Source organism: Cellulomonas sp. P5_C6, assembly GCF_054049635.1.
The window spans coordinates 1-12,391 of sequence record NZ_JBFULZ010000119.1 but is presented as its reverse complement, the minus strand read 5'-3'; the positions used below and the strand labels follow the sequence as shown (position 1 = coordinate 12,391).

Sequence of the window (12,391 nt, the reverse complement as noted above, 5' to 3'; positions counted from 1 at the left end):
GCGGCATCGAGGGTCGGCGCAGGACCGCCAGCACGGTCGCCGTCACGGCGAGCCCGAGCAGTCCGCCGATCGTGTTGAGCAGCAGGTCGTTGACGTCGAACGCGCGCCACGCCCACCCCACCGCGGCCGAGACCAGCAGCTGCGTCGTCTCGATCACGAGGGTCACGGCGACGCAGGCGAGCACGAGCGCCTCGTACCGCCATCGCACGACGAGCGGCAGCAGGATCCCGAGCGGGATGGTCATCAGGACGTTGCGCTGCACCTCCCACCCGGCGAGCAGGTCGGGCCGCCGCAGCACGAGGTCGTAGGACGGCCCCGTGCCGCGCTCGACCTGCCCGAACGGCAGCGGCAGGAACGCCGCGCCCGCGAGCGCGACCAGGTACACGACGAGCGCGACGGTGGCTGCTCGGTGGAGTGCGGGGGCGCGCTGGTCGGTCACGGCACCAGGGTGTCCGTGCCGCGCGGGCCGGCGCGTCCTCCGGCAGCCGGACCGTGGGTCAGCCCAGGGTCGGACCTCGGAGCCGCCCAGAGCGTTGTCGGGCCGGACCGCCGCGGCTACCGTCGCCAGATGGGCGATCGGGACCTCGTTGTCGACGGCTATCGGATCGAACCGCTCAGTCCGCTGACCTGGGATGCGTTCGCGGACCTGGCGGAACGCCACAACGGCGTGTGGGGCGGCTGCTGGTGCACGTACTTCCACCTCTACCCCGACCCCACGCAGGAACGCCGGGAGCTCGGCCACCGCGAGTTCAAGCGACGGCTCGTCGAGGCAGGTCGCGCGCACGCGGCTCTCGTGTTCGACGGCGACGTCGCCGTGGCGTGGGCCCAGTACGGCACTGTCGACGAGCTGCAGAACATCCATCACCGCAAGGAGTGGGAGCAGGGTGTCCCGCGCAGGCCGGACTTCCGGATCACCTGCCTGTTCGTGGACCGCGACTACCGCCGCAAGGGGATGGCATCGGTCGCGGTCCGCGGCGCGCTCGCGCTGATCTCCGCGGCAGGAGGTGGCCTGGTCGAGTCGTATCCGCACGACCTGCCGCCCGGCAAGAAGACCTCCGCGTCGTTCCTCTACAACGCCACGCGGACCATGTACGAGCAGCTCGGCTTCACGTTCCAGCGGCCCAAGGGCAAGGGCAACTGCGTGATGACCACCGAGGTCCCGGCGGACACGCGCGCGTCAACCTGACCGTCAGTCGTCGAGCAGCCGGCGCCGCATGGCGAAGTTCACCAGCTCCACGCCCCGCAGCACCGGGTGCTGCTCTCGTTCGACGACGAACCCGTGCGCCTCGAAGAAGGGACGTGCCGTGACGCTGGCGTTCGTCGTGAGCGCGGGCGTGCCGTCGTCACGAGCCGTGGCCACCACCCAGTCGAGCAGCGCCGTGGCGACGCCCTGCCGACCGTGGTCCGGGTCGACGAACAGCATGTCCACGTAGCCGAGCTCGTCGACGTCGGTGAAGCCCACGACGCGGTCGCCCACGCTGGCGATGCACGTGCGGCTCGCGGCGCGCCGGGCGCTCCACCGGTCCACGTCCGGGACGTCGGGCGCCCACGCCGCGATCTGCTCGGGCGAGTAGTCGCGGCTCGCGGTCACGCGGACCGCCCGGAGGAAGACGTCGAGCGTCGCCGGAGCGTCGTCTGACGTGTACGGACGCACGAGCACGTCTCGAGCCTATCCACGGGCACGACGCTGTCCGGCTCGGGACCATCGGCCCTACTGGACGACCGCCACTCCGCCGACAGTGCTTGCAGCCGGCGACCCCGGCCCCGTCCGGACACAGAAGAGGTGGAGACCCCACATGAATCCCGAGCTGATCCTCGTCGAGTACCACAACAGGGAACGCGAGCTCGCCATCGAAGCCGAGCACCGACTGGCGTGCGCCGCCCGCCCGCAGAGCACACGCCCGACGCCCCGCAACAGGCTCCTGCGTCGTCTGCTGACCGCAGCGACGCACTGAGCCGCCCACAGACKAGGGCCAGTCCGCCCGGGCTGGCCGTCTCGTCCCCGGGGCGTCAGAGCGAGCGAGCAACCCCCGCGCGCCAGACCGTGCGCAGCGCCAGCGTGTCGGAGATGTCGACCGTCGGGTCGCCGTCCACCAGGACCACGTCCGCACGCAGGCCGAGCGCGATCCGGCCGCGGTCGTCGAGCCCGAAGCGGCGCGCGGGCACCGAGGTGGCGGCCCGCAGCGCCTCGATCGGGGTCAAGCCGGCACGGACGAGGAGCTGCAGCTCGTGGTGCACGCTCGCGCCGTGGGCGACGCCGCCGAGGTACGGGACGGGCACGGACGCGTCCGAGCCGACGAGCAGGTCCACGCCCGCGCGGTGCAGCGCGGCGACAGAGGCGAGGACGTCGTCGAGGTTGCCCGCGGGGTAGCGGGCGATGCTCGACCTGAGGGCGGCGAGCCAGGCGGGGTCGAGGCGCGAGGAGACCCGGGGATCGGCGGCGAACGCCTCCCCGGTGAGCCCCATCATCGACGCGTCGAGGACGATGCACGGCACGACGAAGGCGTTCGCGGCGGCGAGGGCAGCGACGACCTCAGGAGTGTGCGGTCGGTCCATGAACACGTGGGTCAGCCCGTCGACGCCCGCCTGCACGGCGGACATCGTCGCGTCGACGGTCAGCGCGTGCGCGACGACGATCCGGTCGAGCCGGTGCGCCTCGGCGACGGCCGCGTCCACCGTCGCCTGGTCGAGGCACGGCAGGCCCGGGTGCCCCTCGACCGTCCCGTCGTCGATCATGACCTTGATGTAGTCCGAGCCGGCCTCGATCAGCCGCGGGATCCAGGCGACGGCCTCCTCGGGCGTCGTCACGAAGGGCATGACCGGGGCGGGTCCGTCGCCACGCGGCGGGCCGCCGGGGCGCTCGCCGGCGGGGAAGAGCTCGGAGGGGTGCCCTCCCGGGGGCGTGAGGGCGAAGCCCGACGAGCGGACGTCGGCCAGTCCGGGGTCAGCCCCGACTCGGCGCTGCGCGTCGCCCGTCATGGCGCCCTGCATCTCGAGCTCCGTCGTGACGCCGAACCGGAGCGCCTGGGCGAGCGCCGGCGCGGACGTGTGCACGTGCGCGTCGATGAGGCCGGGCAGGACGGTGCCGCCGCGGGCGTCCACGACCTCGGCGTGCGACGGGACCGCGCCGCCGACGTCGACGATGCGGTCGCCCTCGAGCGTGACGGTGGTCGCGGCGAGGACCTGCTCTCCGTCGAAGACGCGGGCGTTGACGAGCGTGGTGATCACGGGAGCCTCCTGGGTAGATGCATGACGATATGCACATATGTGCTTTCGTGCAACTATCGCGGTATCGTCGTGCCATGGAGAGCCACCGCGACGCCGGACCGCCGCCGGAGCAGGACGTGTGGGACGAGGACCAGCTCCTGGACGAGGTGGGAGCCGCGTTCTCCCGGCTGCGTCGACGGACCACCCAGGTCAGCGTCGACCCCGCGCCCAGCCGCAAGGACCTCAGCCGCAACCTCGTCCTCAACATCGTCGACGAGGGATCCGGCGAGATGACGGTCGGCGGCGTGGCCGAGCAGCTCGGCATCGACCCCTCGGCCGCCAGCCGGGCCGTCTCCGACTGCATCGGGGCGGGGCTGCTCGAGCGTCGCGCGTCGCAGGTCGACGGCCGACGCACGGTCCTGTCGATCACGGCCGAGGGCGACGCCCTGCGCGCGCGGTTCCGGCGCCAGCAGAGGTCCGCGTTCGTGCAGATCACCGGCGACTGGTCCGACGAGGACCGCCTGACGTTCGCGCGGCTGCTCGTGCGGTACGACCGGGCAACCGCGCGCCTGACCGACTAGCGCCCCGTCCCCGGGCCCCGACGACGGCTCGACATGCAGCAACCCGCCAGGCGCGCGAGCATGCGTGCATGCACGTCGTCCGGGTGTCCAGCGCGCTGGTCGTGCTGCTCGTCGCCGGCTGCGCGGTCGGCTCGTCGGCGACCCAGGCCGACGAGGCGCGCGCGCTCACCGACCCCGTGACGCAGGCCGCCTCGGCAGTGCAGACGTCGCTCCTGTCCGTGCAGCTCCTGGGTGATGACCGGGTCACCGCCCCCGTCGCCGACACCTCGCTCCTGGACTCGATCGCCGTGCTGGCCGAGGCGGCGGACGCCGTCACKACCTTCGTGCCCGCCGACCCGACCGGGTCCGGCTGGCAGTCCGACGCCCTCGAGGCCGTGCAGGCTGCTCAGGTCGCCGCGGCCGATGCCCGGGCCTGGGCCAACGGCGCGACGGACAGCGAGGAGGCCGCGGCCGCGCGCCTGCGGGACAGCGCCGACGCGCTGGATGCGATGAGCGCCGAGCTCGAGGCGGCGGGCGGCTCGTGAAGAAGCTCCTCGGGCTCGCGCTCGGCATCCTCACCGCGATCGGCGGGTTCCTCGACATCGGGGACCTGGTGACGAACGCCGTCGTCGGCTCGCGATTCGGTCTGTCGCTCGCGTGGGTGGTCGCCGTCGGCGTCGTCGGCATCTGCCTGTTCGCCAGCATGTCCGGGCGGGTGGCCGCGGTCAGCGGTCGCGCGACCTTCGAGATCATCCGCGAACGGCTCGGCCCGCGCGCGGCCGGGGCCAACCTGGCGGCCAGCTTCCTCATCAACCTGCTGACCCTGACCGCCGAGGTCGGCGGCATCGCGCTGGCGCTGCAGCTGGCCAGCAGCGTCGAGCCGCGCCTCTGGATCCCCGTCGCCGCCCTCGCGCTCTGGCTGGTGGTCTGGCGCACGAAGTTCTCGATCATGGAGAACGTCACCGGGCTGGTCGGGCTCACGCTCGTCGTGTTCGCGGTCGCCGTGTTCCTGCTGGGCCCCGACTGGAGCACGCTCGCCGAGCAGGCGTTCCATCCCAGCGTGCCCGCCGACGAGGGGCACGCGGTGTACTGGTACTACGCGATCGCGCTCTTCGGCGCGGCGATGACCCCGTACGAGGTGTTCTTCTTCTCCTCCGGCGCGGTCGAGGAGAAGTGGACGGTGAAGGACCTCGCGCAGTCGCGGCTGAACGTGCTGGTCGGGTTCCCGTTCGGCGGGGTGCTCTCGGTCGCCATCGCCGCGTGCGCCGCGATCGTGTTCCTGCCCGCCGGCATCGAGGTGTCGTCGCTCTCCCAGATCGTGCTGCCGGTCGCGCTGGCCGGCGGCAAGCTCGCCCTGGCCGTCGTCATCGTCGGCATCGTCGCAGCGACCTTCGGCGCCGCCCTCGAGACGTCTCTGTCCAGCGGCTACACGCTGGCCCAGTTCATGGGCTGGTCCTGGGGCAAGTTCCGCCGTCCCGCGCGGGCGGCCCGCTTCCACCTGACGATGATCGTCTGCATCCTGGTCGCCGTCGGCGTGCTCATGACCAGCGTCGACCCGATCGCGATCACCGAGTTCTCGGTGGTCTTCTCGGCGATCGCGCTGCCTCTGACGTACCTGCCGATCCTCGTCGTCGCCAACGATCCCGAGTACATGGGCACCCACGTGAACGGACGGGCCACCAACGGGTTGGCGCTCGTCTACCTGGTCATCATCGTGGCGGCGTCCGTCGCCGCGATCCCCCTCATGATCGTGACGGGAGCGGGCTCATGACCCTGCCGCAGGACGAGCACCCGCCCGGCCTGGTCCTCGACGCGCGCCTGCACCTGCTCGACCGGCAGGTCCTCGACGTCGACGGCGTGCCGGTGTGCACGGTGGACGACCTCGAGGTGCGCGGCGTCGACGGGAGCGACCTGCCCGACGGCAGCCAGACCGCCGTCGTCACGTCCCTGCTGTCCGGCGCCGTGCTGGCCACGCGCATCTTCGGCGGCCGGCCGCCGTCGTCCCGGTGGCACCGGATCCGCTGGACGCACGTGGCCGACGTCGGCACGACAGTGAAGCTCGGGCTCCGTGGGACCGAGCTCGACGTCACGTGGACCGAGCGCTGGGTGCGCGACCACGTCATCGCCCGCATCCCCGGAGGCAGCCATGATCCTGGGTGACCTGCTCGACTCCCCCGTCCGCGACGCCGACGGCGTCCGCCTCGGCTACGTCGTCGACGTCCGCTTCGCGCTCGACGGCCCGCTCGACGGGCTCCTGGCGGCGCCCCGCCTGCACGGGCTCCTGGTCAGCCCACGCACCGGCACGTCGTTCCTCGGCTACGAGCGCAACGGCGTCGACGCGCCCGCCGTCCTGGCCCGCTGGTTCGCCTGGCGGCACCGCGGCACGTTCCTGGTGCACTGGACCGACGTGCAGGCGGTGACGACCGACTCCGTCGCCCTCCGGCCGGGCTATTCCCGCTGGGCGGCCGACCTGCCGGGCGCGACGGCCCAGCGCCCATGACCGTCCGCATCGGCACGTCCGGGTGGTCGTACGACCACTGGGACGGCGTGCTCTACCCGCACGGCATGCCCGCAGCGGAGCGGCTCGGGCGCTACGTGCAGGAGTTCGACACGGTCGAGCTCAACGCCAGCTTCTACCGGTGGCCGCGGGACGCCACGTTCGCCGGGTGGCGTCGTCGGCTCCCACCGGGCTTCGGCATGTCGGTCAAGGCGCCGCGAGGCCTGACCCACGCCAAGCGCCTGTACGCGCCCGAGGTCTGGTCCGAGCGCATCGCCCGCTCCTGGCACGAGCTCGGACCGAGTCGCGAGGTCGTCCTGGTCCAGCTGCGCCCCGACCAGGAGCGCGACGACGCCCGGCTCGACTGGTTCCTGCGGTCCGTGCCCGACTGGGTCCGCGTCGCCGTCGAGCTGCGCCACCCGTCCTGGCAGGTGGACGAGGTGTTCACGCTGCTGGAGCGCCGCGGGGCGGCCTACTGCGTGCTCAGCGGCGCCGACCTGCCGTGCATCCTGCGAGCGACGGCGCCGGTCGTCTACGTGCGGATGCACGGCCCCGACCACGACCACCTCTACGCCGGCTCCTACTCCGACGACGACCTGCGCTGGTGGGCCGACCGCGTCCGCGAGTGGTCCGGCACCGGGCGCGACGTGCTCGTGTACTTCAACAACGACGGAGGCGGCAACGCGGTCCGCAACGCCCGCACGCTGAAGGGGATCCTCGGCGCCTGACCGGCGCTCTGCCCGCCGCTGTCGGAGGCCGCTCGTAGCCTGGAGCGATGGATCAGGACCGCACGTATCCGCAGGGTGTCACCTCGTGGGTGGACATCGAGCAGCGCGACGTGGAGGGCGCGAAGGCGTTCTACGGCGCGGTCCTCGGCTGGACGTTCCGCGACGCCACGCCGCCGGGCACGCCGTCGCGCTACGTGATCGCGCAGGTCGGCGGTCGTGACGCGGCGGGCATCGGCGGCCCTGCCGACCCGGCCGACCAGGGGCCCGACGACCCGTCGTGGCACACGTACGTGGCGGTCGACGACGTGCAGGCCGCGCTCGAGCGCGTCACCGCGGCGGGCGGCACGGTGACAACCGGCCCGACCGTCGCCGGCGAGGGCGGGACGTGGGCGGCCGTCACCGACGAGCAGGGTGCGGCGATCCGGCTGTGGCAGGCGAAGCGTCGGCCCGGCGCCCAGGTGGTCAACRTGCCCGGCGCCTGGAACTTCAGCGACCTGCACACCAGCGACCCGGCGTCGGCGGTCCGCACGTACTCCCGGGCCTTCGGGTGGGACGTCGTCGACGTGGGGTTCGGCACCCTGATCCGGGTGCCCGGCTACGGCGACCACCTGGCCGCGACGGTCGACCCCGGCATCCACGAACGGCAGGCCGGCGTCGCGGCTCCCCCGGGGTTCGCCGACGCGATCGGCTGGGTGGTGCCCGTCCGGGACGGCGAGGACCCGCACTGGCACGTGTCGTTCACGGTCGCCGATCGGGACCGGACCGCCCGGCTCGCGGGCGACGGCGGCGGGGAGGTCCTCGCGACCGACGAGACCGGGTGGACCCGCACCGCGCTCATCCGGGACCCGCAGGGCGCCGAGTTCACCGCGAGCCAGTTCACGCCACCGACCTGACGCGCCAGACCCCCGGTGGACCGGCACTAGGGTCGGTCGATGGCGTTCGACGTCTCCCCGGAGGCCTACGGGCGGTTCATGGGCCGGTACTCCGAGCCGCTCGCGGTCCAGTTCGCCGCGAGCCTCGACATCGTGCCCGGCAGCCGCGCGCTCGACGTCGGCTGCGGTCCGGGGGCCCTGACCGCGCAGCTGGTCGCCGTCCTCGGGGTCGACGCGGTCGTGGGCGTCGAGCCGTCAGCGTCGTTCGTCGCGGCCGCCCGGGCCCGGCTGCCCGGCGTGCAGGTGCTGGTCGGCGAGGCCGAGTCGCTGCCGCTGCCCGACGACGCCGTCGACCTCACGGTCGCGCAGCTGGTCGTCCACTTCCTCGCCGACCCGGTGGCGGGCCTCCGGGAGATGGCTCGGGTGACCCGACCCGGTGGTGTCGTCGCCGCGAGCGTGTGGGACCACGCCGGCAGCAGCGGCCCGCTGGAGCCGTTCTGGCGCGCGGTGCGTGACGTCGACCCGTCGGCACCGGGCGAGTCGGCCCTCCCGGGCACGCGGGAGGGACAGCTCGCGGAGATCCTCCGTGCGGCCGGCCTCGAGGACGTCGAGCCGTGGACCGAGACCGTCCAATCCCGCTACGGGACGTTCGACGAGTGGTGGGAGACGTTCACGCTCGGGGTCGGACCCGCGGGCGACTACGTCGCGGGCCTGGGCGACGCCGAGCGGGAGGTGGTGCGGGCGCGCAGCGCGCAGCTGGTTCCTGGCGGGGCGTTCGAGATCAGCGCCGTCGCGTGGTGCGTGCGCGGGACGGTCCGCTGACCGACCGGCTCAGCGGGCGTCGTCGGCTGACCCCGACCGCCGCGCCCGGTAGGCGGCGACGTGCGCGCGGTTCGCGCAGCCGTTGACGTCGCAGAACCGCCGCGAGCGGTTGCGGGACAGGTCGACCAGGACAGCCTCGCAGTCGTCGGCCTCGCAGGTCTGCAGGCGGTCGTACTCGTTGCTGCGGACCACGTCGACCATCGCCATGGCGGTCTCGACGAGCATCACCGTGCCCAGCGGCGCGTCCGGCACGGTCCCGTGCAGGTGCCAGTCCAGGCTGTCGTGCCGGGCGAGGTACGGCACGGCTCCCCCGCTCCCGAGCATCCCGTTGAGCACGCCGGCCGCGGTGTCCCGGTCGACGTCCCACAGCCCGGCGATCTGGTCGCGCGCGTCGCGGACCGCGTCGAGCTCGGCCGCGTCGCCGTCGTGCCGGGCCGTGTAGCCCCACCGGGCGTAGAACTCGGACACGTCGTCGGTCGTCGCCATGGCGTCGTGCCCGTCCCGGCGACGAGCGGTGTTGACCAGCTCGACGGCCGCGGCGATGTTCATCTCGGTGTCAGGTGCGAAAACCACTTTGACTCCTGTCGGTGGGCGGCGCTACTGTCAYGAGTCTAGGCGGATTTCACTCATGACATCCCTGATCACGGCGGGAGGGCGGCGATGTCCAACCGCGCGCCCGGCATCGTCGCCGGCCTGGTCGCCGCCGTCGCCTTCGCCACCAGCGGCCCCGTCGTCAAGCCGCTCCTGGTCGCCGGGTGGTCGCCGGGCTCCGCGATCCTCGTCCGGCTGTCGGTCGCCGCGCTGCTGCTGGCCGGTCCGGCCGCCTGGGCCCTGCGCGGCCGCTGGTCCGTGCTGCGCGACGAGTGGCGCACGGTGCTCGGCTTCGGGGTGCTCGGAGTGGCGACCGCGTCGACCATGTACTACCTCGCGGTCGACCGGCTCCCCGTGGCCGTCGCGCTGCTCATCGAGTACACCGGGCCGCTGCTGCTCGTCGCGTGGCGGTGGGCCCGCCAGGGTCAGGCCCCGACACGGGCCACGCTCGCCGGCGCCGCGCTGGCCACCGGAGGGCTGGTCCTCGTGCTCGACCTCACCGGGAAGCTCGAGCTCGACCCGGTCGGGCTCGCCTTCGCGCTGGTCTCCGCCGTGGGGAACGCCGCGTACTTCGCGCTCAGCGGCCGCCGCACCGATCTTCCGCCGATCAGCCTGGCGGGCGCGGGCATGGCCGTCGGCGCGCTGACCGTCGCCGTCGTCGCCGCGGTCGGCGTGCTCCCCCTGGCCGCCCCCGACGTACGCGTCGACCTGCTCGGGGCGCACGTGCACTGGATCGTCCCGCTGCTGATCGTCGCCACCGTGCCGACCGCCTTCGCCTACGGCGTGAGCGCGCTGTCCGTCCGCCTGCTCGGGGAGCGGCTCGCGTCGTTCCTCGCCCTGTCCGAGGTGCTCGTCGCCGTGCTGCTCGCCTGGGCCCTGGTCGGCGAGGTGCCCGGCGCGGCGCAGCTGGCGGGGATGGTGCTCGTCGTCGCCGGGATCGCCCTGGTCCGACGCGGGACGGACGTGCCCGAGGTCATCGTCGTCACCCCGCCGGCGCGAGCCGTCGTCGACGTCCGCGCATAAGGCCCGATCGCCTCCAACCGTTGCGCTCCCGGCGGCACCCGGAGCATTGTCGACGGAGCGCCGCAGCGCCGCGGTGCGGGAGGGTCCACGGTGATCCAGATGCGTCGGCCGGTGTTCGTCGTCCTGCTCGCGTTCCTGCTGTCCGGTCTCACGGTGACGGCGGCGCCACCCGCGTCGGCGGCCGCGATCACCGGCTTCAGCGACACGCTGGTGGCCACCGTCATCTCCCCGACCGCGCTCGCGTTCACGGCGGACGGCCGGATGCTCATCACGGACAAGGGCGGCCGGCTCCGGGTGCGGACGGCGGCCGGCGCGCTGCTCGCGGCGTCGGCTCTCGACATCAACTCCCGCATCTGCATCGGCTCCGAGCGAGGACTGCTGGGCGTCGCCGTCGACCCCGACCCGACCACCAAGGCGATCTACCTCTTCTACACGGCCCGCGGCACCGACGCGACGTGCCCGACGAGCACCACGGGCAACCCCGCCGGCGCGCCGCGCAACCGGGTGTCGCGGTTCGTCCTCGGCGACAACAACGTGGTCGACCCCGCGAGCGAGACGATCCTCCTCGACGGCATCTACACGCCGGCGGGCAACCACAACGCCGGTGACCTGCACGTCGGCAAGGACGGCTACCTGTACGTCTCCACCGGCGACGGCGGCTGCGACTACGCGGGCAACAGCGGCTGCGGCGGCGAGAACGACGCCACCCGGGACCGCAACATCCTCAACGGCAAGATCCTGCGGGTCGTCCGGACCACGGGCGCCCCGGCTCCCGGCAACCCGTTCCTCGGTGCGGGGTCCGCCAGCTGCCGGCTCGCCCCCGCGGCGGCCGGGTCGATCTGCCAGGAGACCTTCGCGTGGGGCCTGCGCAACCCGTTCCGGTTCGCCTTCGACCCGGACGCGGCCGGCACGGTGTTCAACATCAACGACGTGGGCCAGAACGTGTGGGAGGAGATCGACCGGGGCGCAGGCGGGGCGGACTACGGCTGGAACGTCCGCGAGGGGCACTGCGCGCAGACCGGCGTGGCGACCGACTGCGGCGCGGCCACGCCCGCCGGCATGACCGACCCGATCTTCGACTACGGCCGCGACGCCGGGTGCGGCTCCATCACCGGCGGCGCCTTCGTGCCCAACGGCGTGTGGCCCGCCGCCTACGACACCGGCTACGTGTTCGGCGACTACGTCTGCGGCAAGATCATGATGCTCAACGGCGGCACCAGCACGGACCTGGCGACCGGCCTCGGCGGAGCGGTGCACCTGGAGTTCGGCCCCTATGGGAGCACCCAGGCGCTGTACTACACGACCTTCCTCAACGGGGGGGAGGTCCACCGGATCGCCTACACCGGGACGGCGAACCGCACGCCCGTCGCGGCCCTGACCGCGTCGCCCTCGAGCGGCGCGGCCCCCCTGACGACGACGCTCAGCGGGACCGGCAGCAGCGACCCGGACGGCGACGCGCTCACGTACCTGTGGACCTTCGGCGACGGCTCGCCGGGCGCGACGACCACCACCCCGACCGTGTCGCACACCTACGCCGCCGGCACGTGGACGGCCGGGCTGCAGGTGCGCGACCCGGGCGGAGCCGTGTCCGCGCTGGTCAACGTCACGATCAGCTCGGGCAACACCGCGCCGACGCCCACGATCACGTCGCCGGCCGCGGGAGCGACGTTCGCGGTCGGCGGCAGCTACCAGCTGACCGGCTCCGCCACGGACGCGCAGGACGGCACGCTGGCGCCGACGCGGCTCAGCTGGACCGTGGTGCGGGTGCACGACCAGCACACGCACCCGTTCCTCGGGCCCGTCACGGGGACCGGCATCGCCTTCACCGGACCGGGGCCGGAGGACCTGGCGGCCGCCGCGAACAGCTTCCTGCGGGTGAGCCTGACCGCGACCGACTCCGGCGGGGTCTCGACGACCGTGACCCGGGACTTCCTGCCCGCCAAGGTGGCCGTCACGCTCGACACGCTGCCGACGGGCCGGCAGCTGGCCGTGAACGGGCAGACCGTCACCGGGCCCACCACCGTCACCTCGTGGGCCGGGTTCGCGCTGCAGCTCGCGGCGCCGACCCAGACGGACGCGGCGGGACGGGTC

At 73.4% G+C, this 12,391-nt stretch carries 16 protein-coding genes; 12 read left to right on the top strand and 4 right to left on the bottom strand.

Translation table 11 applies throughout. The features are described from left to right. Window positions 1-439, bottom strand: a 439-nt coding sequence (locus ACXJKG_RS13785) for a VanZ family protein (RefSeq protein ID WP_456846317.1), incomplete at its 3' end; no start/stop codon positions are given. A gap of 129 nt (window positions 440-568) precedes the next feature. Here ACXJKG_RS13785 and ACXJKG_RS13780 point away from each other — a divergent pair. Beyond that, a complete protein-coding gene (locus tag ACXJKG_RS13780; protein ID WP_456846316.1) occupies window positions 569-1,186 on the top strand; it encodes a GNAT family N-acetyltransferase in 618 nt (205 codons plus the stop codon). A gap of 3 nt (window positions 1,187-1,189) precedes the next feature. Here ACXJKG_RS13780 and ACXJKG_RS13775 read toward each other — a convergent pair whose 3' ends face one another. Then, window positions 1,190-1,660 carry a GNAT family N-acetyltransferase gene (locus ACXJKG_RS13775; RefSeq protein WP_456846315.1) on the bottom strand — a complete coding sequence of 157 codons (471 nt, stop codon included), beginning with the start codon at window positions 1,658-1,660 and terminating at the stop codon, window positions 1,190-1,192. 136 nt (window positions 1,661-1,796) lie between these two features. Here ACXJKG_RS13775 and ACXJKG_RS13770 point away from each other — a divergent pair, with 136 nt between their 5' ends. Then, window positions 1,797-1,955, top strand: coding sequence for a hypothetical protein (locus ACXJKG_RS13770; protein WP_456846314.1), 159 nt, complete (start codon window positions 1,797-1,799; stop codon window positions 1,953-1,955). 55 nt (window positions 1,956-2,010) lie between these two features. Here the strand turns inward: ACXJKG_RS13770 and ACXJKG_RS13765 are convergent, their stop codons facing one another. Continuing rightward, the gene (locus tag ACXJKG_RS13765) at window positions 2,011-3,228 is read right to left on the bottom strand and encodes an amidohydrolase family protein (RefSeq protein ID WP_456846313.1); all 1,218 of its coding nucleotides are present in this window, start codon (window positions 3,226-3,228) and stop codon (window positions 2,011-2,013) included. A 74-nt stretch (window positions 3,229-3,302) separates the two neighbouring features. Between ACXJKG_RS13765 and ACXJKG_RS13760 the strand changes: the two genes are divergently transcribed. From ACXJKG_RS13760 to ACXJKG_RS13725, 8 genes are all read left to right on the top strand, one after another. Further along, entirely contained in the window at window positions 3,303-3,788 is a 486-nt protein-coding gene (locus tag ACXJKG_RS13760; RefSeq protein ID WP_456846312.1) for a MarR family winged helix-turn-helix transcriptional regulator, read from the top strand. Window positions 3,789-3,856: 68 nt separating this feature from the next. Beyond that, the gene (locus ACXJKG_RS13755; protein ID WP_456846311.1) at window positions 3,857-4,312 is read left to right on the top strand and encodes a hypothetical protein; all 456 of its coding nucleotides are present in this window, start codon (window positions 3,857-3,859) and stop codon (window positions 4,310-4,312) included. Next, window positions 4,309-5,538 (top strand): NRAMP family divalent metal transporter, encoded by a 1,230-nt coding sequence (locus ACXJKG_RS13750; RefSeq protein ID WP_456846310.1) that lies wholly within the window; start codon window positions 4,309-4,311, stop codon window positions 5,536-5,538. The genes ACXJKG_RS13755 and ACXJKG_RS13750 overlap by 4 nt, the downstream gene beginning before the upstream one ends. Then, on the top strand, window positions 5,535-5,927 hold the full coding sequence (locus ACXJKG_RS13745) for a hypothetical protein (RefSeq protein ID WP_456846309.1): 393 nt from the start codon (window positions 5,535-5,537) through the stop codon (window positions 5,925-5,927). The genes ACXJKG_RS13750 and ACXJKG_RS13745 overlap by 4 nt, the downstream gene beginning before the upstream one ends. Beyond that, a complete protein-coding gene (locus ACXJKG_RS13740) occupies window positions 5,914-6,267 on the top strand; it encodes a PRC-barrel domain-containing protein (RefSeq protein ID WP_456846308.1) in 354 nt (117 codons plus the stop codon). The genes ACXJKG_RS13745 and ACXJKG_RS13740 overlap by 14 nt, the downstream gene beginning before the upstream one ends. Beyond that, complete coding sequence (locus ACXJKG_RS13735) at window positions 6,264-6,992, top strand: DUF72 domain-containing protein (RefSeq protein WP_456846307.1); 729 nt, start codon at window positions 6,264-6,266, stop codon at window positions 6,990-6,992. Before ACXJKG_RS13740 ends, ACXJKG_RS13735 begins: the two co-directional genes overlap by 4 nt. 47 nt (window positions 6,993-7,039) lie before the next feature. Continuing rightward, the gene (locus tag ACXJKG_RS13730) at window positions 7,040-7,885 is read left to right on the top strand and encodes a VOC family protein (protein WP_456846306.1); all 846 of its coding nucleotides are present in this window, start codon (window positions 7,040-7,042) and stop codon (window positions 7,883-7,885) included. 39 nt (window positions 7,886-7,924) lie between these two features. Further along, window positions 7,925-8,686 (top strand): class I SAM-dependent methyltransferase, encoded by a 762-nt coding sequence (locus ACXJKG_RS13725; protein ID WP_456846305.1) that lies wholly within the window; start codon window positions 7,925-7,927, stop codon window positions 8,684-8,686. Between the two features lie 9 nt (window positions 8,687-8,695). Here ACXJKG_RS13725 and ACXJKG_RS13720 read toward each other — a convergent pair whose 3' ends face one another. Next, on the bottom strand, window positions 8,696-9,259 hold the full coding sequence (locus ACXJKG_RS13720) for a CGNR zinc finger domain-containing protein (protein ID WP_456846304.1): 564 nt from the start codon (window positions 9,257-9,259) through the stop codon (window positions 8,696-8,698). Window positions 9,260-9,346: 87 nt separating this feature from the next. Between ACXJKG_RS13720 and ACXJKG_RS13715 the strand changes: the two genes are divergently transcribed. Both ACXJKG_RS13715 and ACXJKG_RS13710 read left to right on the top strand, forming a co-directional pair. After that, window positions 9,347-10,300, top strand: a complete 954-nt coding sequence (locus ACXJKG_RS13715; RefSeq protein ID WP_456846303.1) for an EamA family transporter — start codon at window positions 9,347-9,349, stop codon at window positions 10,298-10,300. A 99-nt stretch (window positions 10,301-10,399) separates the two neighbouring features. Then, a partial coding sequence (locus ACXJKG_RS13710; RefSeq protein ID WP_456846302.1) for a PQQ-dependent sugar dehydrogenase occupies window positions 10,400-12,391 on the top strand: 1,992 nt, incomplete at its 3' end.

What these genes read in the sequence shown, in the direction of transcription:
- ACXJKG_RS13780 (WP_456846316.1), top strand. Translation starts at nt 569, where the DNA reads ATGGGCGATCGGGACCTCGTTGTCGACGGCTATCGGATCGAACCGCTC.
- ACXJKG_RS13770 (WP_456846314.1), top strand. Translation starts at nt 1,797, where the DNA reads ATGAATCCCGAGCTGATCCTCGTCGAGTACCACAACAGGGAACGCGAG.
- ACXJKG_RS13760 (WP_456846312.1), top strand. Translation starts at nt 3,303, where the DNA reads ATGGAGAGCCACCGCGACGCCGGACCGCCGCCGGAGCAGGACGTGTGG.
- ACXJKG_RS13745 (WP_456846309.1), top strand. Translation starts at nt 5,535, where the DNA reads ATGACCCTGCCGCAGGACGAGCACCCGCCCGGCCTGGTCCTCGACGCG.
- ACXJKG_RS13740 (WP_456846308.1), top strand. Translation starts at nt 5,914, where the DNA reads ATGATCCTGGGTGACCTGCTCGACTCCCCCGTCCGCGACGCCGACGGC.
- ACXJKG_RS13735 (WP_456846307.1), top strand. Translation starts at nt 6,264, where the DNA reads ATGACCGTCCGCATCGGCACGTCCGGGTGGTCGTACGACCACTGGGAC.
- ACXJKG_RS13725 (WP_456846305.1), top strand. Translation starts at nt 7,925, where the DNA reads ATGGCGTTCGACGTCTCCCCGGAGGCCTACGGGCGGTTCATGGGCCGG.
- ACXJKG_RS13715 (WP_456846303.1), top strand. Translation starts at nt 9,347, where the DNA reads ATGTCCAACCGCGCGCCCGGCATCGTCGCCGGCCTGGTCGCCGCCGTC.